Origin of the sequence: Streptomyces sp. NBC_00996 (genome assembly GCF_045162675.1) — a bacterium.
GTDB lineage: Bacteria > Actinomycetota > Actinomycetes > Streptomycetales > Streptomycetaceae > Streptomyces.
On record NZ_CP108723.1, the window covers coordinates 1,380,558 to 1,399,981 of the forward strand.

The 19,424-nt window shown below is 71.9% G+C and carries 15 protein-coding genes and 1 pseudogene; 3 read left to right on the forward strand and 13 right to left on the reverse strand.

Going from position 1 to position 19,424, the window contains the following annotated elements:
- Window positions 1-10: 10 nt before the first annotated feature.
- The 10 genes from OG390_RS06735 to fabG form a co-directional block, all read right to left on the reverse strand.
- Window positions 11-4,873, reverse strand: coding sequence for an amino acid adenylation domain-containing protein (locus OG390_RS06735; RefSeq protein WP_406165820.1), 4,863 nt, complete (start codon window positions 4,871-4,873; stop codon window positions 11-13).
- Window positions 4,874-5,178: 305 nt separating this feature from the next.
- On the reverse strand, window positions 5,179-6,195 hold the full coding sequence (gene sbnB, locus OG390_RS06740) for a 2,3-diaminopropionate biosynthesis protein SbnB (protein WP_406165822.1): 1,017 nt from the start codon (window positions 6,193-6,195) through the stop codon (window positions 5,179-5,181).
- Entirely contained in the window at window positions 6,189-7,205 is a 1,017-nt protein-coding gene (gene sbnA, locus OG390_RS06745; RefSeq protein ID WP_406165823.1) for a 2,3-diaminopropionate biosynthesis protein SbnA, read from the reverse strand. Before sbnA ends, sbnB begins: the two co-directional genes overlap by 7 nt.
- Before the next feature lie 55 nt (window positions 7,206-7,260).
- Window positions 7,261-8,685, reverse strand: a complete 1,425-nt coding sequence (locus OG390_RS06750) for a condensation domain-containing protein (protein WP_406165825.1) — start codon at window positions 8,683-8,685, stop codon at window positions 7,261-7,263.
- A gap of 2 nt (window positions 8,686-8,687) precedes the next feature.
- Window positions 8,688-8,948, reverse strand: coding sequence for an acyl carrier protein (locus OG390_RS06755; protein ID WP_399097191.1), 261 nt, complete (start codon window positions 8,946-8,948; stop codon window positions 8,688-8,690).
- Between the two features lie 55 nt (window positions 8,949-9,003).
- The gene (locus OG390_RS06760) at window positions 9,004-10,005 is read right to left on the reverse strand and encodes a beta-ketoacyl-ACP synthase III (RefSeq protein ID WP_406165828.1); all 1,002 of its coding nucleotides are present in this window, start codon (window positions 10,003-10,005) and stop codon (window positions 9,004-9,006) included.
- A gap of 7 nt (window positions 10,006-10,012) precedes the next feature.
- The gene (locus OG390_RS06765; RefSeq protein ID WP_406165830.1) at window positions 10,013-11,008 is read right to left on the reverse strand and encodes a TauD/TfdA family dioxygenase; all 996 of its coding nucleotides are present in this window, start codon (window positions 11,006-11,008) and stop codon (window positions 10,013-10,015) included.
- 12 nt (window positions 11,009-11,020) lie between these two features.
- Complete coding sequence (locus OG390_RS06770) at window positions 11,021-11,956, reverse strand: TauD/TfdA family dioxygenase (RefSeq protein WP_406165832.1); 936 nt, start codon at window positions 11,954-11,956, stop codon at window positions 11,021-11,023.
- Window positions 11,953-12,750 carry a thioesterase II family protein gene (locus OG390_RS06775; protein ID WP_406165834.1) on the reverse strand — a complete coding sequence of 266 codons (798 nt, stop codon included), beginning with the start codon at window positions 12,748-12,750 and terminating at the stop codon, window positions 11,953-11,955. The genes OG390_RS06770 and OG390_RS06775 overlap by 4 nt, the downstream gene beginning before the upstream one ends.
- Window positions 12,747-13,499 (reverse strand): 3-oxoacyl-[acyl-carrier-protein] reductase, encoded by a 753-nt coding sequence (gene fabG / locus OG390_RS06780; protein ID WP_406165836.1) that lies wholly within the window; start codon window positions 13,497-13,499, stop codon window positions 12,747-12,749. The genes OG390_RS06775 and fabG overlap by 4 nt, the downstream gene beginning before the upstream one ends.
- A gap of 179 nt (window positions 13,500-13,678) precedes the next feature.
- On the opposite strand from fabG, the gene OG390_RS06785 reads away from it, so the two are divergent.
- Entirely contained in the window at window positions 13,679-14,443 is a 765-nt protein-coding gene (locus OG390_RS06785; protein ID WP_406165838.1) for a VOC family protein, read from the forward strand.
- 106 nt (window positions 14,444-14,549) lie between these two features.
- Here the strand turns inward: OG390_RS06785 and OG390_RS06790 are convergent.
- The 3 genes and pseudogenes from OG390_RS06790 to OG390_RS06800 form a co-directional block, all read right to left on the reverse strand.
- Window positions 14,550-14,849: pseudogene (locus OG390_RS06790) on the reverse strand (cellulosome protein); the annotation flags it as partial.
- Between the two features lie 187 nt (window positions 14,850-15,036).
- Window positions 15,037-15,516 (reverse strand): MarR family winged helix-turn-helix transcriptional regulator, encoded by a 480-nt coding sequence (locus OG390_RS06795; RefSeq protein WP_406177537.1) that lies wholly within the window; start codon window positions 15,514-15,516, stop codon window positions 15,037-15,039.
- Between the two features lie 224 nt (window positions 15,517-15,740).
- The gene (locus OG390_RS06800; protein WP_406165839.1) at window positions 15,741-17,384 is read right to left on the reverse strand and encodes an FUSC family protein; all 1,644 of its coding nucleotides are present in this window, start codon (window positions 17,382-17,384) and stop codon (window positions 15,741-15,743) included.
- A 197-nt stretch (window positions 17,385-17,581) separates the two neighbouring features.
- On the opposite strand from OG390_RS06800, the gene OG390_RS06805 reads away from it, so the two are divergent.
- Window positions 17,582-18,127: a DUF5134 domain-containing protein gene (locus tag OG390_RS06805; protein WP_406165841.1), complete on the forward strand. Its 546-nt coding sequence runs from the start codon at window positions 17,582-17,584 to the stop codon at window positions 18,125-18,127.
- Between the two features lie 200 nt (window positions 18,128-18,327).
- Window positions 18,328-19,263 (forward strand): M56 family metallopeptidase, encoded by a 936-nt coding sequence (locus tag OG390_RS06810; RefSeq protein WP_406165843.1) that lies wholly within the window; start codon window positions 18,328-18,330, stop codon window positions 19,261-19,263.
- The last annotated feature ends 161 nt before the right edge of the window (window positions 19,264-19,424 follow it).

The window sequence follows — 19,424 nt, forward strand, 5'->3', positions numbered from 1 at the left end:
GGGGTGAGGTTCAGCGGGCGTCGGTGAGGAGCGCGTCGATCTCGGCCCGCACCCGGTCCTCGATCTCCACGGCGAGCTGCGCCACGGTGGGGCGTTCGAAGGCGACCCGAACCGGCAGATCGAGGTCGTACTCGGTCTGCAGCCGCGAGATCAGCCGTACGGCGAGGATGGAGTGTCCGCCGAGGTCGAAGAAGTTGTCCTCGACGCCGACCTTGTCCAGGCCGAGGACCTGACCCCAGATGGCCGCGATGCTCTCCTCGACCTCGCTGCGCGGGGCGATGTACGTGTCCGCGGCCCCGGCCTCGGGATCCGGCAGGGCACGCCGGTCGAGCTTGCCGTTCGCCGTCAGCGGGATGCTGTCCAGCTCGATGTACGTCGACGGGATCATGTACTCGGGCAGCACGGACCCCAGGGCGTCGCGGAGGTCGTCGGCTGCACCGACGACGTAAGCGACCAGTCGCTGGTCGTCGGTCACGATCACGGCGGCGTCGGAGACCTTCGGGTGGGCGATCAACGCGGCCCGGATCTCGCCGAGTTCGATGCGGTAGCCGCGCACCTTCACCTGGTCGTCGATACGGCCCAGGAACTCCACGGCGCCGTCGGCGCGCCAGCGCACCAGGTCACCGGTCCGATAGATCCGGGTGCCGGGCTCGCCATGCAGGTCGGGCAGGAACCGCTCCGCCGAACGCGGCGAGTCACCGGTGTAGCCGCGCGCGACGCCGAGGCCGCCGACATACAACTCCCCCACGACGCCCACCGGCACGGGACGCAGCTCGGCGTCCAGGACACGCATGTGGACGTTGGGCAGGGGTCGGCCGATGGGCACCACACCGTCGAACGGCGCCTCGATCGGGAAGACACAGGTGCCGACGGTGGCCTCGGTCGGGCCGTACTCGTTGAATATTCGTGCGTCGCCGAGGAGTTGACGCCAGCGCTCCACGAGCGCACCGGGCAGAGCCTCACCCGCCACCACGATCCGTGTCGTGAGCCCACGGACCTGATCGTCACTCAACTGACCGCCGATCATCTCAAGATGACCAGGCGTCAACTTCAGGAAGGAGAACGGGCCCGCCTCCGCCAGCTCCCGGCCGAGCTCCGTCAACTCACCGTCGAACAGCCACACCCGCTGCCCGGCCACCAACGGCGCCCACACATTCGGCACCACCAGGTCGAACGCCACCGACGAGAACACCGGCGCACCACCCGAGCCGCACGAAGCCAACTCCCGCACCGCCCAGTCCACATGATTCACAAGACTGCGATGCGTGACCTGCACACCCTTCGGCCGGCCCGTCGACCCCGACGTGAAGATCGTGTACGCCAGCGAATCCAGATCCACCGACGGCAACCACCCCGCCTCGGGGTGATCCTCATCCACCCGCACAACATCCACCGCGAACCGGTCGGCATAGACCCCGGACGTCACCGCCACCGACACCCCGGCATCCGCCAGCATGCCCTCCACCCGCTCACGCGGCAGCACCGGGTCAAGCGGCACAAACCCCGCACCCGCCCGCCACACCGCCAGCAACGCCACCACCAGATCCACCGAACGATCCAGCAACACCGCCACCGACGACTCAGCACCCACCCCACGGGAACGCAGCACCCCCGCCAGACGATTCGCCCGCGCGTCCAGCTCACCGAACGTCAGCCGGACACCATCCGCTTCGACGGCCACCGCACCCGGCGACTCGACCGCCCGCTCCCCGATCAGCTCGGAGACCGACACCTCGCGCACCGGAATCGCCGTGTCGTTCCACGCCTTGAGAAGGCGGCGCTCCTTGACGGAGGTGATGTCGACGGCGGAGAGGGAGGCGTCCGCGTCGGCGGCGACCGCTTCGAGGAGTTGGACGAAGTGGTGGGCCAGCCGCTCGACCGTGTCGTGGTCGAAGAGGGAGGTGGCGTATTCGAAGGCGCCGATCAGGGAGCCGTCGGACTGCCGCCAGACGAAGAGGGTGAGGTCGGTCTTGGCGACGCGCCAGGCGCCCTGGAAGGCGTCCATGAGGACGTCGTCGGCGGCCACCGAGGTCGCGCCCTCGTCCTGGAGGTCGAAGGCGACCTGGTAGAGCGGGGTGCGCGAGAGGTCACGGGTGGGCTGGAGCTCGTCCACCAGGCGCTCGAAGGGCAGCTCCTGGTGGGCGAATCCGGCCATCACGGTGGCCCGGACTCGCTGGAGCAGCTCGGCGAAGGTGGGATCGCCGCTCAGATCGCAGCGCATGACGAGGGAGTTGAGGAAGAACCCGACGGTGCTCTGGGTCTCCGGGCGGGTCCGGCCGGTCACCGGGCTGCCGATGCCGAAGTCGTCCTGGCCGCTGTAGCACCCGAGCAGCGCGCCGAAGGCGGCGAGCAGCGTGACATACGGGGTCGCGCCGTGCCGGCGTCCGATGCCGGTGAGGGCGTCGGCGAGTGAGGCGGGCACGGAGAACCTGACGCCGGAGCCACGCGCGTCGCGCTGCGCGGGGCGGGGGCGGTCGGTGGGGAGCCTGAGTTCCGGCAGGCCCGCGAGGCTCTGCTTCCAGTGGTCCAGTTCGCGCGACGACGAGATGTCGGAGGCGTAGTCCGCCTGCCAGGCCGCGAAGTCGGCGTACTGCACAGGGAGTTGGCCGAGATCGGGGGTACGGCCCGCAGTCGCCGCGGCGCACAGTTCGCGCAGCTCGCGGTCGAGGACGACGGTCGACCAACCGTCGGTGGCGATGTGATGGGCCGTCACCAGCAGGACGGGGCCGCCCTTCGGGACGCGGACCAGCAGCGCCCGCCACAGCGGGCCGTCCGTGAGGTCGAAACCCCGGGCGAACTGCTCACCGAACAGCCGCTCCAGGTGCGCCTCGGAGGCGTCCTCGACACGGAGTTCGACGGTGCCCGGCGCGACGACCACCTGGCGGGGTTCCTCGCCCTCGACGACGTACCGGGTGCGCAGCGACTCGTGCCGGGCCTCCAGCGCGTCGAGGGCGGACTGCACGACGTCACGGGTGGTGCCGGCGGGCAGCCGCAGGAAGAACGGGGCCACCCACTCGGGGCTGCCCGGGTGCATGCGGTCCAGGAACCACAGCCGGTGCTGGCCGAAGGAGAGCGGCAACGGCTCGTCGCGGCCGACCGGCGTCACACCGGGCAGGGCGGGACGCACGTCCTCCAGGAGCTTGGCCTGTGCCTCGACCGTGAACGCGCCGAAGAGGCCGCGCAGTTGGATGTCGTCGCCGGATGCCTTGCGCAGGGCGTCGGCGAGCCGGGTGAGGACGAGTGAGGAGCCGCCGAGCGCGAAGAAGTCGTCGTGCGCGCCGACCTGCTCGACCTGCAGGAGCTGCTCCCACACCTGCGCGACGAGTCGTTCCGCGGAGGTGCGCGGTGCGATGTACTCGGCGCTCTGCGCCTGCTCGAGAACCGGGTCGGGCAGCGCACCGCGGTCCACCTTGCCGCTGCTGGTCAGGGGGAAGGCGTCCAGCGTCACGAAGAGCGAGGGGATCATCGGCTCGGGCAGCCGGCCGCGCAGGAAGGTGCGCAGCTCGTCCCGGGGAATGCGGCGACCCGTCGTCAGATACGCGACGAGCCGCTTGCCCTCGCCGAGGACGCGGGCGTCCACGACGGCACCCCGGACATCGGGGTGGGCGTTCAACGCGGTTTCCACCTCGGCCGGTTCGATGCGGACGCCGTTCACCTTGACCTGGTGGTCGGCGCGGCCGAGGAAGTCCAGGGAGCCGTCGGAACGCCAGCGCACCAGGTCGCCGGTGCGGTACATGCGGCTGCCCGCGCTACCGTGCGGGTCGGGCAGGAAGCGCTCGGCGGTCTGTCCGGGACGGCCCGCATAGCCCCGCGCCGTCCCCTCGCCTGCCGCGTACAGCTCCCCCACGACGCCGATCGGCACCGGGTCGAACTCGGCGTCGAGGACGTAGACGCGCATGTGGTCCATGGGCCGTCCGATGGGGACCGCCTCCGTGTGCCGCTCGGGGTCGAAGAGCTGGGCGGTGACGTCGATGGAGCACTCGGTGGGGCCGTAGGTGTTCCAGACCCGGGCGCCGCCCGGTTCCGCGAGGCGGCGGCACAGGTCCGCGTCCAGCGCCTCGCCCGCCGAGCACACCAGACGCAGCGCCGCGCAGTCCGCCCAGCGGGGCTCGGCGACCAGAAGACGCAGCACGGACGGCACGCCCTGGAGGACGGTGACGCCCGAGTCGGCGACGGTGGCGACCAGCAGGGCGGGGTCGGCCTCGGCGCCCCTCGGTGCCATGACGACCGTGGCGCCCGCAGCGAGCGGCGTGAAGAGCTCCCAGGCGGCGGCGTCGAAGGTGAGCACCGTCTTCTGGAGCACCCGGTCGGCGGCCGTCAGCCCCTGGTTGCCGAGTGACCAGGCGACGCGGCCGGCGATGCCGCCGTGCTGCACGAGCACGCCCTTGGGACGCCCGGTCGAGCCCGAGGTGTAGGTGAGGTAGGCGGCATGGTCCGCGGAGACCTCCACCCGCAGTGCCGTGTCCGGGAGTTCGGCGAATGTGTCGGCCTCCTGGTCGAGGATCACGACGCCGCCGGGCAGCAGTTCCTCGAACGCGTCGGCGTCGGCCGCGGTGGTCACCACCGTGCCCGCGCCGCTGTCGGCGACCACCCAGGCCGTACGCTCCTGCGGATGCCCGGCGTCCAGCGGCACATAGGCCGCGCCCGCCTTCCAGACGCCGAGCAGCGCCGCGACCAGGTCGTGACCGCGCGGCAGGCAGACGACGACCCGGTCCTCCGCGCCGACGCCGCGGGCCGCGAGGAGGTGCGCGATCCGGTTGGCGCGCCGGTCGAGCGCTTCGTAGCTCAGCGGCCCCTGAGCGCCGTCGACCGCGACGGCGAGCGGAGTCGACACGGCCTGGTGGGCGATGAGTTCGTGCAGCGGGACTGTCATCTCTTCTCCAGGGAAGGTCATCACGTACGGCGGTGCGGCGGCCCCGCGCGGCGTATGGCGGGTGTGCGCGGCGGCGGGCTGCTGGGGCCTGTCTTTCGGATCGTGCCGACTTTCGGGTTGCGGCGCCTCACCACTGCCGGTGAGCGGGGCTTGGTGCGTGCAGCTGCAGGGCGGAGGAGGGAGTCGACGCGATGGGGGTCCCCCCGCGCGAGCGAAGCCGAGCGTGGGGGAGCCGGCGAGTGACGACAACGCCGCAGATGTGCGTGCCGAGCCCCGCGGCCCAGGCGTGATCCGAAAGGCAGGCCTTAGGCGGCGGGCGCGGGCAGGAAGTCCGTGACCTCGCTGCCGAGGCCGCCGGCGCGGGCCCGGTCCCGTACGAAGCGGGCGAGCGCGAGGTCGAGGACGCCGAGCCCGAAGGGCGAGTACACGAGCGGCTTGCCGGGGTGCGGGTCGAGCTTCGCGGTGCCGCGCAGCAGTGCGCCGATGCTCGCGTCGATGAACTCCCGGCCGCCGGTGGCGAGTTCGGCGAGGTGCACCGAGGTGTTCTCGCGGCACACGTGATCGGGGTCGTCGACGACGTTGTGGGCGCCGAGCACGGCCCGGACCGTCACGTCGCGCAGCGAGACGTGCAGCACGACCGTGCCGGGCGGGCAGGCGTCGAGCGTGGTGTGCGGGGTCGCGGCTGTGGTGGCGATGGACACCAGGTCGTGGGCGGCCAGCGCCTCGTCGAGCGTGGCGCAGTGGCGGACGGTGGCCGACGGCAGCAGCCGTGCGTTGTCCTGGGTGAACCGCCTGGCGCGCTCGGGGTCCGTGTCGTACACCGTGAGCTGGTCGAGCCCCGGGTGTTCGACAGCGAGGAAGCGCAGCACCTCGCGGTTGATGACGCCGCAGCCGATGAGCGTGACACCGGAGGGCCTGCGGCCGCCGAGCAGCGTACGGGCGCCGACGGCGGCCGAGGCGGCGGTGCGCTGGGCGGAGATCAGCGAGCCCTCGATGAGCGCCTCGGGCTGCCCGTTGCGCAGGTTGTTGAGCAGGATCGCGGCGCTGGCGCGCTGCACTCCGGAGGCGATGTTGCCGGGGAAGGAGGCGATCCACTTCATCCCGGCGATGTCGTCCTCGCCGCCGTCCGCGCTGCCGCCGAGGTATCCGGGCAGGCCGATGATGCGGTCCCTTGGCCGGTCGGGGAAGCGCAGGAAGACGGAGTGCGGCAGGCTGGTGCGGCCCTCGTCGTGGCGCCGGTAGGCGTCGGCGACGAGATCGACGACCTCCTTCTCGCGCCCTTCGAGGAGCCCCGCGACCGTCTGGTGGCCGATGATCAGCATGTTCCCACCGCCATGGTGTGCTCCGGTTCCTTCCACAGGTGGCTCACCTCGCCGAACTGGCGGCGCACCCATTCGTCGTCGTAGATCGTGTCGAGATAGCGGTCGCCGCGGTCCGGGAAGATCAGCACGCAGGTGCTGCCCGCCGGGATGCGGTCCGCGAACTTGCGCAGCGCGGCGGTGACGGCGCCGGACGAGCCGCCCGCGAGGATCGCCTCGCGCTGCGTCAGGGTCCGGCAGCCGACCACGCAGTCGAGGTCCGAGACCAGCACCACTTCGTCGGCGAGCGTGGGGTCGAAGAGTGCCGGGCGGACGGCGGCGCCGTGCCCGGGCAGCAGCCGTGGCCCCGGCGGACCGCCGAACAGCACGCTGCCGAGCGCGTCCACGCCGACGAGCGTCGTGGACAGGCCGCGTTCGCGGATGTACTCGGCGCAGCCGGTCATGGTTCCACCGGTGCCGGTGGCGCAGAACAGGTAGTCCACCCGGTCGTCCAGCGCTTCCGCGATCTCCCGCATGGTCCGGGTGTGGGCCCGCGGATTGAGCGGATTCGCGTACTGGTTGGGCCAGTACGCGCCGGGCAGAGCGGCCACCAGTTCCCGCACCCGGGCGAGCCGGGCCGGCAGATAGGCGCCGGTGTCCGGGTCGGGTTCGGTGACCATGTCGACCGTGACCTGGTAGGCCCGCAGGATCGCCAGGTTCTGCCGGGTGGTCTTGGGATCGACCACACAGATGAAGTCGATCCCGTAGTAGCGGCAGATCTGCGCGATCCCGATGGCCAGGTTGCCTGAGCTGGACTCCACGACCGTGGACCGGCCGGGGATCAGCTCGCCGCCCCGGATCCGGCCCAGGAGCATGGACAGCGCGGACCGGTCCTTGACGCTGCCGCCCGGGTTGAACCCTTCGAGCTTGGCGAGGACCCGGGAGGGGAAGCGGGGCAGCAGGCCGCCCAGCTCCACCAGATGTGTGTCGCCGACGGCGTCGAGGATGCCGTCGAGCACCGGTCGTGGCGTCATGGCCGCGGACTCCTGCCGGGTTCGTGGTCGGTCACGGGATGCCCTGTGCGGTCGGTCACGGAGTGCCGCCGGGGCCGCCGCTGCCGAGGGCGAGGAGCGCCCGGCGTTCCGCGTCGTCGGTCAGCGGGATCCGGGAGACGCGCTGGTCGGGATCGTCCGCGGCCGCCTCGACGAACCGCACGAAGAGGTCGAACAGCCGCTCCGCGGTGGCCCGTTCGAACAGGTCCGTGTCGTAGCGCAGGGCCACCGTCAGCCCGTACACATCACGGGTGATCTCCAGCGAGAGGTCGCACTGGCCTTCCAGGTGCGGGATCTCCAGGTACGTCGTCTCGATGCCCGCCACGATCATCGGCTCGCCCGAGGCGGCCCCGCCCATGCCGGGCCCGAACCGGTCGGTGGCGACCATCGTCACCGAGATCCGGTAGAGCGGGCCCGCCGTGGCCGCGTCTCGGGCGACCAGCGGGTACGGGTAGGAGACGCGCGCTGTCGCCTGCCGGACCCGGTCGGCCGCCCGGTCCATCGCCTCCGCGAGCGTGGTCTCCCGGTCGAACCGGCCGCGGATGAGCACCGGGTTCACGAAGTAGCCCACGACCTCGGCGGCGGACGAACGGCGCGTGGACGCCGGGCAGGCGAGCAGGAAGTCGCTCTGGCCGCCCCAGCGATGCAGCAGCGCCTGGAAGGCACCGAGCGTGAGGGCGAACGGGGAGACTCCGCGCCGTGCGGCGGTGCGCAGTACTTTGTCGGAGAGCCGGTCGGGCAGCCGGCGCAGCAGGCTCGCGCCGGCCTGCGAGGAGACGGCGGGGCGGGGCCGGTCGGTGGGCAGTTCGGCGGCCTGTGAACCGGAGGCCTCCTCCTGCCAGAACTCCGCCTGCCGCTTGCCGCGCGAGGAATCCAGGAGCACCTGCTCCCGCTCCACGAAGTCGTCGTAGGCGACGGGGAGCGGTTCCCAGCCGGGCTGCTCCTCGCCGGTCGCGAACGCTTCGTACGCCTGGAGCAGGTCGCGCCACAGCAGCCACTGCGAGAAGGCGTCGGTAGCGATGTGGTGGGTGACGACGAGTGCCACGGCGTCGTCGCGGCGACGCAGCAGTACGGCGCGGAAGGGACCCTCGGTGTCCAGCCGGAAGGGCCGTCGCACCTCGGCCTTCACGAGCTTGTCGAGCTCTTCGTCCGTGGCGTCCGGTAGGTCGCGCACGGTCAACTCGCCCAGTGTGCCGACCTTTTGGACGATGCGGCAGGGCTGTCCGTCGGTCTCCGTGTAGCGCGAGCGGAGCATTGGATGACGGTCCGTCAGGGCATCTACGGCACGGCCGAGGATCTCCGGGTCAGGCGCGGGCGTCATGCGGGCCCCGCCGGCGAGGTTGTACGTCGCGCTGCCGGGGGCCAGGCGCTGCAGCAGCCACAGCCCTTCCTGGCCCACCGACAGCGGGAGCGGTGTGTCGAGGACGGCTTCCGCCGTCCGCCCCCCGTGGTGAAGTTCCACCGTCAGACCTCTGCTTTCGCCGTGGCGAGGAAGGCGACGACGTCCCGCACGCGCAGCAGTTCGGCGACCGTCTCGTCGGGCACCGAGAGGCTGTAGTTCTTCTCGACAGCGGCCAACAGGTCGACCCGCGTGAGCGAGTCCATGCCGAGCTCCTCGAAGCTGGAGTCGGCGTCGATGTCGCCCTCCAGGTCGGGGGCGGTGCGCTGGACGAGTGCGATGACCTCGGCGGTCAGGGCGTCAAGGGTCAACTCGTGCGTGGTCATGTGAGGTTCCGTCTCTCGCGTGAAGGGCGTGTGGATGGGAGTGGGACAGGCCCGGTCAGGGCATGCGGACGACTTGACCCGCGTAGGTGAGCCCGGCGCCGAAGCCGAGCAGCAGCACGTGGTCGCCCGGGGTGGAGCGGCCGCTGTCGTAGAGCCGGCTGAGCGCGAGCGGCACGGAGGCGGCGGAGGTGTTGCCGGTGTCGACGACGTCGTTGACGACGCGCTCGGGCGGCAGCTCCAGCTCCCGGGTGAGGGTCTTGATGATGCGGTTGTTGGCCTGGTGCGGCACGAACCAGTCGATGTCCGCCATGGTGATCCCGGCGACGGCGCAGGCGCGGTGGGCGACGTCCGGCATGGTCGCGGTCGACCACTTGTAGACGAGCGGACCGTTCATGGCGACGTACTCACGACCGTCGGGCCGCTCGGTCAGGCCGAGGACGCTGTGCCGAGCGCCGTCGCTGCCCCACACGGCGGGGCCGATCCCGGTGTGCTCGGAGCGTGAGACCACGGCGGCGCCGGCCCCGTCGCCGAAGATCACGAAGGTGTCGGGGTCGTTCGGGTCGATCCAGTCACTGGTGCGTTCCGCGCCGACCACGAGGACGTGGCGCGCCTCGCCGAGCCGTACGGCATTGGACGCCATCGCCATCGAGTAGGTGAAGCCGGCGCACACGGCGTTCAGGTCGTACGCACCCGAGTTGGGCAGTCCGATGCGGCTGGCCACTTCCGGGGCGATGCCCGGCATACGGCGCTTGCGGGTCGCGGTGGCGACAATGGTCAGGTCGACTTCCGCGGGGTCGATGTCGGCCATCACCAGGGCCTTCTCGCCCGCCGCGACCGACATGGTGACCAGGTCCTCGGCCTCGCTCGCATGGTGCCGGGTCTTGATCCCGGTCCGCTGCTCGATCCACTGAGGGGAGACGGTCGTGCGCGGTGACAGCTCCTCGTTGGACAGCAGCCGGGTGGGCCGGTAGGCGGCTATGCCGGTGATGCGGGACCCGTGGGTCGGCGGGGTCAGATAGGTCTCCAACGGGGCCTTCTCAACCTCGGGCTGTGACATGACGTCCTCAACTCCCCCCGTCCGACGGGACGTCGGACGGCTCGGCCATGGCCACGGCGATCCGCCGCGGCCCGGTGAACGGCTCGCGCGCGTGCGCGGTGAGCATGTTGTCGACTATCAGCACGTCGTCGCGCTGCCAGTCGAAGCGGACGGAATTGGCCCGGTAGACGGCGCGCAGGTGGTCCGTCACCTCGTCCGGGATGGCTCCGCCGTCGCCGTAGTACGTGTGGGTGGGCAGGTCCTCGTCGGGGAAGATCGCCCGCAGTCCCGCGCCCACCTCCTCGGCCACGGTGGTGACGTGGAAGAAGGTGGCGTGGTTGAACCAGACGCGCTCGCCGGTCACGGGGTGGCGGTGCACGGCCGCGCGCTTCGCGGTGGTGCGCAGTCCGCCGTCGGGCCGCCACTCGGCGACGATGTCCCGCTCCTCGCAGTACGCGATCACGGCATCCTGGTCCGTGGTGTTGAAGGCCTCCTGCCAGGGCACGCCGAACCCGGTGTGGAAATTGCGCACGACCTGCCAGCCGCGGCGCTCGAACTCCTCGCGCACGTCCGGGTCCAGGGCGGCGAGCACGCGACGGGTGTCGGCGAGCGGGGTGGCGCCCTGCGTGGTGGGCGGCTCCGCGCAGTAGAAGTACAGGGTGCCGGGCCACACGGCCTGGTAGGAGTTCTCGTTGTGCAGGAAGATCTCCTCGCCCTGCGGATAGTCGGTCGAGGTGTAGACCTGCCCCTTGATGGTGCTGCGGGGCGAGGAGCGTTCCGCGTACGCAAGCGGCGGCGTGCCGGAGAAGGCGCGCACGACGGCGTCGAAGCCGTCGACTCCGCCGATGGGGTAGCCGCGCAGCAGGACGGCGCCCCGCTGGATGAGCAACTGGCGTAGCGCTTCCCGGTGTTCGGCGATGTCGTCGAGGACGGACGCACCCTCGGCGGCGGCGCGGTGCAGCGCGGGTGCGGTGCCGGTGCCGGCCCAGCCGGGCAGCACCTCTTCTTCAGTGGTCGTCATCATGGAACCCCCGGCTCAGTCGGACATCGCGACGAGGACCCTGCGGTCACCGGTGAACGGCCGTCGCCCGTGGGCCAGCAGCACGTTGTCGATGAGCAGTAGATCGCCGCGGCGCCAGTCGACGTCGACGGCGACGGCCAGGCCCCGGTCCCGGATCTGGGCGACGTACTCGGCGGGGATGGGGCCTCCGTCGGCGAACTTCACCATCTGCGGCAGCTCGTCCTCGGAGAGGATCGCGGCGAGTTCGGCGGCGGTGTCGTCGCCGAGCCCGGCGGGGTGCCACTGGTCGGCCTGGTTGAACCAGACCTCGACGCCGGTGACCGGGTGCCGGGTGGTGGACGGGCGCACCGACTCCACGCGCAGGCTGCCGTCGCGGCGCCACGTCCACTCGGCGCCGGTGCCGGTCAGGAACTCCTCGACGTCGGCCCGATCCTTGGTCTCGAAGGTGTCCTGCCAGCTCTTGCCGAGGCCGTACCCGTCGTGGAGGTTCTGCACATAACGCACCCCGCCCGCGAAGGCATCACGCACCTCGTCGTCGAGCGCGGCCAGCCAGCGGGCGGCGTCGGTGACCGGGGTCGCGCCGCCACCGCCGGGCGTCACCTCGCAGTAGAAGGCGAGCCGGGTCGGCCAGGCGTGCGCGTAGCTCATCTCGTTGTGCATCGAGATGGTGTACTCCTGCGGGTACTCCGTCGACGTGTACACGTTGCCGCCGACCTTGGTGCGCGGCGAGTTGCCGTGGACGTAGGCCAGTCGGTGCGGCAGCAGCCGGTCGAGCGCCTTGTCGAGCGTCTCGGGCGTGACGCCGAACCCGCGGAAGACCAGGCCCTTCTCGCGGACGAGGAGGTCGTCCAGGCCGGGGTCGAGGGCGTCGATCCGGGCGAGCAGTTCGTCGGCGCCGCCACCGTCCGCGGCCTCGATCTCCAGCGGCGCCCAGGTCTCGGTGTTGGTCATGAAGCTGTCCTCGCGGTCGTGACGGTCGGGTGGGCGAATGCGGAGGCCCCGCTGCGGGACAGGTCGAGCCGCGCGGCGATGTCCGCGGTCAGCTCGGCCTCCCGGGGGGCCAGGTAGAAGTGGTCGCCGGGGAACGAGCGCAGATCGAAGCCACCCGTGGTCAACTCGGCCCAGGCCGTGACGCGTTCGACGTGGCAGCCGGGGTCGGCGACACCGATGTACGCGGTGATCGGGGCCCGCAGCAGTGGCGGGTTCTCGGGGGCGTAGGTCTCGATGAGGCGGTAGTCGCTGCGCAGCACGGGCAGCAACAGTTCGCGCAGTTCGGGTACGCCGTAGGGATCGCCGCCCAGGGTGCCGAGCCGTCGGACCGAGGCGAGCAGCACGTCGTCGGCGGCCCGGTGCAGGGCGGTACGGGGCGCGCGGTGCGGGGCGTTGCGCGCGGACAGGAACGTGTGCACGGGTCCCGGGCCGGTCTCTTCCAGGCGGGCGGCGACCTCGTAGGCCACGGCGGCGCCCATGCTGTGCCCGAACAGCGCGAGCGGCACGTCCCGGTATCCGGCCAGTGCCCCGGCGATGGCGTCGGCGAGCTCGTCCATGGACTCGACGCACGGCTCGGCCATCCGCTCCTGGCGTCCGGGGTAGCGCGCGGCGAGCAGTTCGACATCGCCCGGCAGCCGGATCGACCAGCCGTGGAAGAGCTGGGCGTTGCCGCCGGCGTGCGGGAAGCACACCAGTCGCACCCGGGGGGTCCGCGCCGCGGGATAGCGGCGGAACCACAGGTCGTCGGAGGTCACAGGGCCATGCCTCCGTCGACGCGCAGCACCTGGCCGGTGATGTACGCGGCCTGTGGGGAGACCAGGAACGAGGCGAGGGCGGCGACCTCGTCGGCCTGCCCGAACCGCCCCAGTGGAATACGGGTGAGCGCGCCCTTCACGACGTCCTCGGGCAGCCCCGCGACCATCTCGGTCTCGATGAACCCGGGGGCGATGGCATTGGCCCGTATCCCATAGCGCCCGGCCTCTTTGGCCAGCGACTGGGTGAGGCCGATGATGCCCGCCTTGGACGCCGAGTAGTTGGCCTGGCCCGCGTTGCCCGCGACCCCGGCGACCGAGGAGAGGGTGACCACGGCTCCCGCGCGCTCGCGGATCATCGGCCGGATGACGGAGCGCAGCAGGTGGTAGGTGCCGCTCAGATTGGTCCCTACGACGGAGTGCCAGTCCTCGTCCCCCATGAGGGCGAGCGGCCGGTCCCGGGTGATGCCCGCGGACGTCACCACGGCGTCGGGGGTGCCGAGCTCCGCCTCCACCGCGGTGACGAACTCCTGCACCTCCGCACGGACGGCGACGTCCACGCGGCTGATCAGCGCACGGCGCCCCGCGTCCTCGATCTCCTTCTGCACCAGCTGCGCCGCCGCCTCGTCCGACCGGTAGCAGATCGCGACATCGAAACCGTCCTGCGCCAGTCGTACGGCGACGGAACGTCCGATGCCCCGCGACCCACCGGTCACCACCGCCACCCGTGCCGCGCTACCGTCCCGTCCCATGTCCGAGCCCCCTCATTCGTTCGAATGAGTCGAGCGTGGGTTCGGTCGCTATATGGGGCCTATACGGTGTCCAGCACGGCCTCGCGGTGACGGGTGCCGGCGCCGGGGCCGACGCCCGGATGGCCGGTGCGGCGGCCTGGGCTTAGCGTTCCGAGGGGGCTCGCTGCGGAAGGAACGCCATGAAGCTCGACAGGCCGGTGACCGGCGGACCCTGCTGGACCGAGCTCGGGACCAGCGATCTGGAGGCGGCCAAGCGCTTCTACGCCCACCTGTTCGGCTGGCGCCCGGAGACGGATCCGCGCCAGGAGGCGGGTGGCTACACGGTCGCGCACCTCGGTGAGGCCGCGGTCGCGGCGATCACACCGCTGTACCAGGACTCACAACCGGTCGCCTGGAATGTGTCGTTCGCCGTGGCCGACGCGGACGCCGCCGCGGAAGCCGTGACCGCCGCCGGCGGCACGGTGGTCCTCGGCCCGATGGACGTGTTCGACGTGGGCCGGTTCGCGGTGGCCGTCGACCCGGGCGGCGCGGCCTTCCAGCTGTGGCAGGCGCGGGCCTTCCCCGGCGCGGGGCTGTTCAACGCTCCTGGCGCGCTCGGCTGGGTGGAGCTGATGACCCGTGCCCCGGACCGGGTCAAGGAGTTCTACACGACGGTGTTCGGCTGGACCGTGACCGCCTCGGAGAACTACCCGCAGTGGGGCATCGACGGTGCCGACTTCGGCGGCATGGTGACGATGGGCGACAAGTTTCCGCACGAGGTGCCGTCGCACTGGCTGCCGTACTTCGCCGTTGAGGACGTGGACGCCACGGCGGACGCCGTCGTCCAGGCCGGCGGACACATGCTCATGGAGCCCACGTCCGTACCCGACGGCCCGCGCATCGCCGTCCTGCGGGACCCGCAGGGTGCCGCCTTCGGCGTGCATGTGGCGGGCGAGGAGGGCTAGTTTCTTCCAGGTCGGTAGCCTTCCGGGGCGCATCGGCGCGAGCTGATGGATGCCGTGGCGTGACCGGACTTCCGCGATCACCGCACCCGCGGCTCGCAGCAGATCTTCAGGAAGGGTCTGGGGCCAGTGGTGTCACGGCCACCCGATCGATGACGGGGGCGTGTGCGGAGCGCTGCCCTTGATGGTCCTGATCCTCGCTCTGGCTCCCGTTCGTGAAGGTGACGGTGTTGGCCCCTTCCTCCAGTGTCACCGGGACGGTGAGGTCGCGGAAGTCGTTGAAGTGGAAGGTGGTGGGGGAGAGAACGCGGCGCGCCTGCTCCCCATTGACCGCGATGTCCGCGTGGCGGCAGACCGGGTCCGGGTTGTAGTGGGTCGCGGGGGCGGGGGCCTGCTCGCCGCTGCAGTAGCTCCACTCCTGCGTGCCGAACATGTTGCCTTCGGGCTCGTTGAACGGCACATACACGACGTGGGACTTGAGGGCACCCGTCGTCGGCACCTGACGTACCTGCTTCTCGATCAGCGTCATGAAGCCGGCGAGCCGCTCCTCGCCTGCCCGAACGTAGGAGTGCCGCTCACCTCATGTCAGCGGTGCATCACCGCGGCAGCCCCAGCCGGCCTTCCAGTCGGCCGAGCAACTCGCCCAGCAGCTCGGCCAGTTCACGCCGACGGCCGTGGTCGATCCCGGACAGGACCGTCGTCTCGTAGGCGAGCTGCTCGGGGAGGATGCCGTCCACGAGTTCGCGCCCCTCGTCGGTGAGGCGGACATGCGCGACCCGACGGTCGCGAGTGTCACCGCGCCGCTCGACCAGGCCGCGCTCGGTCAGCTGCTTGAGCCGCTTGGTGACGGCGGCACCGGAGGAGAAGGTCTCGCGAGCGATCTCACTGGGCGTCAGCTCGTGTCCGGTGCGCCGCAGGGTGCCAAGGACGTCGAACTCCGGCCGGGTGAGCCCGGCCCGGCGCAGCGGAGCGTCCTCGGCCTGCTGCAGGAGCGCGGCGCAGCGGTTGACACGGCCGATGACCTCCATGGGCCCGGTGTCGAGGTCGGGACGCACCGTATGCCACTGCCGCACCACGGCGGCGACGGTGTCTCCGGGCGCGGTCCGTCCGGCGGGGGCGCCCCCGGTCTCGGCCCGGCCGGCCGGGCTGCCGTCCGCCTCCGGCGGCCCGGCGGGGGCGCTCTCCGCCTCGGCCCGTCCGGGCGGGGTGGTGTCCGTCTCCGCACGCCCGGCAGGGGCGCCCTCCGTCCCGCCCCGCCCGGCGGAGGTGCCGTCCGTCTCCGCCCGCCCATCCGCTGTCGTCATGCCTGTGCGCCCTCCACGGAGTGCAGTCCCTGCCGTCGTACCGTCGCCGCGAGCGTACGATGTCCGGCCTGCTCCGCCCGCATGACCCGCTCTTCCGGCAGGGCGCGCTGCCACCATTCGCCGACCGCGGCGTCTGCCGTGGCACGCAGGTCGACGACGGCGGCGGCCAGGCCGCGTCGGGCGGACTCCAGGGCGCCGAGCCCCGGACGCTCTTCGGCCAGCGTCGCGTCGGCGTGGTCGCGGGCACGCTCCACCGCGGACAGAGCGCGCTCGATGCGGTCGCCGGCCCGCCGGTTGGTGACGGCGATCGCGGCGACGAAGCCGACGAGGGCGCCCACGAAGGTGTCCACGACCCGGTCGGTGATCAGTTCGCCGGGCTGCTGGACCCGCGCGAACTCGGTGATCAGCAGGGCCATCGGGGTCACGCAGATGCTGCCGAGCCAGTAGTTGCGGCCGATCAGTGCCTCGGCACCAAAGTTGAAGGCGAGGCAGCACAGCACAAGGACTGTCTGACTGAGGTGGGCGAGCGGGGCGACCGCCGCGAAGACCAGTACGCCGACGAGGTTACCGACGACGCGCTGCACGCCACGGCTCCAGGTCAGGGTGACGTTGGCCTGGTAGAGCGAGGCGGCGGTGACCAGCGCCCAGTAGGGGCGGCCGACGCCCAACGCGAGCGAGACATAACCGGCGAGGGCGCAGCCGAGCGCGGTGCGCAGGGCGATGGGGGCGAGGGGGCCCAGCCGGCGCAGCAGCGGCCGTTCACCGAAGGCGAGCGCGGCCTCCACGCCCAGGAGTTCGTCGGCGGTGTCCGCGAGGTCGTCCGGTCGCGGCACGGGTCCGGTGCCGCGCAGCTCGCGGGCCCATCCGCGCAGCCGCCCGGGCTCCGTGTCGGCGGGCGCGGCGAGCGCGACCTCGGCCCGCACGACGAGCCGTTCGAGGGCGCGCCGGGGTGCGGAACGGGCTCCGGTGGACAGCAGCGACTGCCAGGCACCGTGCACGGCGGCGGCCGCCGCGGCTCGGGCACGGGCGTTCCCCGGTGTCTCGACGTACACCGCGGCGGCGTTCAGGGCGTGCGCGGTGGCACGCCGCTCCGGCCCGTGCGGGCGGACGAGCCCGGGGGCCATGCCGACGATCCAGGCCCAGACGCCGGCCGCGGCTCCGAGCGCGAGATGGCCCGGCACCTGGCCGAGGGTCTGCGGCGCGAACAGGGACGCGGAGGAGATGAAGGCGAGGACCACATGGCCGGGCGGACCGATGCGCGTGGCGTCGCACAGCACCTTCTGGACGGCGGCCAGGAGTGCACCGACCGTGACCAGTACGACGGCGTCCGTGGTGAGCGAGGCCGTGACGAGGGCGACGGCGAGACCGCCGAGCATGCCGAGAACCACCCAGGCGAGGGCGCGGGCTCGGCCCGCGTACGGACGGTTGTGGGCGTACAGCGCGCAGAGCGACCCGGCCATCGTGTACATCGCCAGGTCCAGCCGGCCGAGCGCCAGGAGCGTCAGATTCGGCAGAGCGACCGCGACGACGGCGCTCAGCGCGGGCTTGAACCAGATGTCGGAGGGCCGGCCGAGGCGCAGGACACCGGTCAGCGGGAGGCGCTGCACACGGGGGGGCAGGGGGCTGGTCGCACTACTCATACCCATAACCTTAGCAGGTGTTTTACTCATAAATTATCTCGCGGATCACATTCCCCACCTGCGGTGCACCCCCGCACGCTCCCCCGCGTACACCCTTGCGCTCGCTTGCGCACCGCCCGCCACGGGCATGCCCTGACCAACTGTCGACCGACTGTCCGATGTCCGATGTCCGACATCGTCGAGCGGGGAGGTACGCGGTGCATGGACCTGCTTCGCCCGGCTGGCTGCTCGTGGTGCTGTGCGCGGCGACCGGGGCCTACTGCCTGCTGCGGATGCGCAGCCCCGTGGAGGAACAGCGCCGCACCGCGGGCGGCGAGGCGCTCATGGGCTTCGGCATGGCCGCGATGGCCGTACCCGCGGCGGTGGCCACTCCGCCGCGCTGGGCCTGGTTCGCCTATGCCGCCGTCTTCGGCGCCACCGCCGTACGCGCCCTGTGGACGTCCCGCACGAGCCCGCACCACCTGCATCACCTGATGGGCGCCGTCGCGATGGTCTACATGGCGGGTGTGATGGCCGCCTCCCCGGGACACCACCACGGCGACTCGGGTGTCCCCCTGCTGACCGGCGCGCTCCTCCTCTACTTCGCCGGCTACGTCCTCCGCTCCGGCGTCCGCCTGCTCCCCTTGGCCACGACCGCATCCGGAGCCCCCCGCGCCCTCGGCTGGGGCGATCGCCCCGAACTCTCACAGGCCTGCCGCCTGTCCATGGGGATAGCGATGCTGGCGATGCTGGTCACGCTCTGAGCAACCGCCGCGAACGCCACGAATCCCGGGCCTGCGGATGTGCCCTTGGGGTGGGTGAAGGCACGTCGTCAGTCGCAGCGCGGTGAGCGGCCTTCCGCCCGTGCGAGCTGATCAGCCATGCCAGTACGAAACCGTGGCGTACGTCACTTGGTGTCGCCGCCCGTATCCAGCGGCGACGCACCGCTCATAGGCTTCGCCCCATGATGGTCCCCGCGGCACTGTTGCTGCTCGGCGCCCTGGCCGCCGTGGTGGCTCCGCGACTGCTCGCCCGGGCGGACTGGCCGGACCGTGAACCGGTGGTGGCGCTGTGGGTGTGGCAGTGCGTGGTGGCGGCCGTTCTGCTGTGCTGCGCGCTGTCGATGACGCTGAGCGCGGCCGCCGCGTGGGTGGCGGTGCGCGGCCATGTGTTCGGCTCGGCGCCGCGCTCGGTCGTGGACGCCTACGCGCTGAGCACGGGCGGCGCTTGGGCGGCGACAACCGCCGTGGCACTCGCCTGCGGGGGTGCGTGGACCGCCGCGATGCTGGCCCGCGAAGTCGTACGGGCCCGGGCGCGCCGTCGGCAGCGGCGGGCCGAACTCCTCGTACGCGCCCCGCTGTTGCCCGGCGAGGAGCCCGGACCGGATCGACTGGTGGTCCTGGAGGGCGAGCGCCCCGATGCCTGGTGGCTGCCGGGTGCGGCACCTCAACTCGTCATCACCACGGCGGCGTTGCGCCGCCTCAAGGGGCGTCAGCTGGATGCCGTACTCGCCCATGAGCAGGGTCATGCGCGGGCCCGGCACGACTGGCTGCTGCACTGTTCGGCCGCGCTGGCCACCGGCTTTCCGCAGGTGCCGGTGTTCGCCGCGTTCCGCGGTGAGATGCACCGCCTGGTCGAACTCGCCGCCGACGACATGGCGTCGCGCCGCTTCGGCCGCCTCACCATCGCACTCGCCCTGGTGGAACTCAACGAAGACCGGGGCGTGTTCGGCCCCTGCCCCACTCCGGGTGCCCACGTACCGCAGCGCGTGCACCGGCTCCTCACTCCCCCGGACCGGCTCACGGCAGCACGGCGGCTGCGCCTGACGGCGGCGGCCGCACTGGTGCCGGTGATTCCGGTGCTGGTGGCGTTCGTGCCGGGGTTGCGGGCGCTGGGCTAGCCGCCTCCTCTGCTCCGCCCCGCCGCACGCCTGCGCGCCTGCGCGCCTGCGCGCCTTCGGCCGGTGGGTGGGTCGGGGCCGTGCCGGTACATCCGCCCGTCGCCGGTGGATCAGACGTTGGGTCGTGGGGAGCCGTTTCCAGATCCGAACGTAAGCGACGG

What these genes read in the sequence shown, in the direction of transcription:
- OG390_RS06735 (WP_406165820.1), bottom strand. Translation starts at nt 4,873, where the DNA reads ATGACAGTCCCGCTGCACGAACTCATCGCCCACCAGGCCGTGTCGACT.
- sbnB (WP_406165822.1), bottom strand. Translation starts at nt 6,195, where the DNA reads ATGCTGATCATCGGCCACCAGACGGTCGCGGGGCTCCTCGAAGGGCGC.
- sbnA (WP_406165823.1), bottom strand. Translation starts at nt 7,205, where the DNA reads ATGACGCCACGACCGGTGCTCGACGGCATCCTCGACGCCGTCGGCGAC.
- OG390_RS06755 (WP_399097191.1), bottom strand. Translation starts at nt 8,948, where the DNA reads ATGACCACGCACGAGTTGACCCTTGACGCCCTGACCGCCGAGGTCATC.
- OG390_RS06760 (WP_406165828.1), bottom strand. Translation starts at nt 10,005, where the DNA reads ATGTCACAGCCCGAGGTTGAGAAGGCCCCGTTGGAGACCTATCTGACC.
- OG390_RS06765 (WP_406165830.1), bottom strand. Translation starts at nt 11,008, where the DNA reads ATGATGACGACCACTGAAGAAGAGGTGCTGCCCGGCTGGGCCGGCACC.
- OG390_RS06770 (WP_406165832.1), bottom strand. Translation starts at nt 11,956, where the DNA reads ATGACCAACACCGAGACCTGGGCGCCGCTGGAGATCGAGGCCGCGGAC.
- fabG (WP_406165836.1), bottom strand. Translation starts at nt 13,499, where the DNA reads ATGGGACGGGACGGTAGCGCGGCACGGGTGGCGGTGGTGACCGGTGGG.
- OG390_RS06785 (WP_406165838.1), top strand. Translation starts at nt 13,679, where the DNA reads ATGAAGCTCGACAGGCCGGTGACCGGCGGACCCTGCTGGACCGAGCTC.
- OG390_RS06800 (WP_406165839.1), bottom strand. Translation starts at nt 17,384, where the DNA reads ATGAGTAGTGCGACCAGCCCCCTGCCCCCCCGTGTGCAGCGCCTCCCG.
- OG390_RS06810 (WP_406165843.1), top strand. Translation starts at nt 18,328, where the DNA reads ATGATGGTCCCCGCGGCACTGTTGCTGCTCGGCGCCCTGGCCGCCGTG.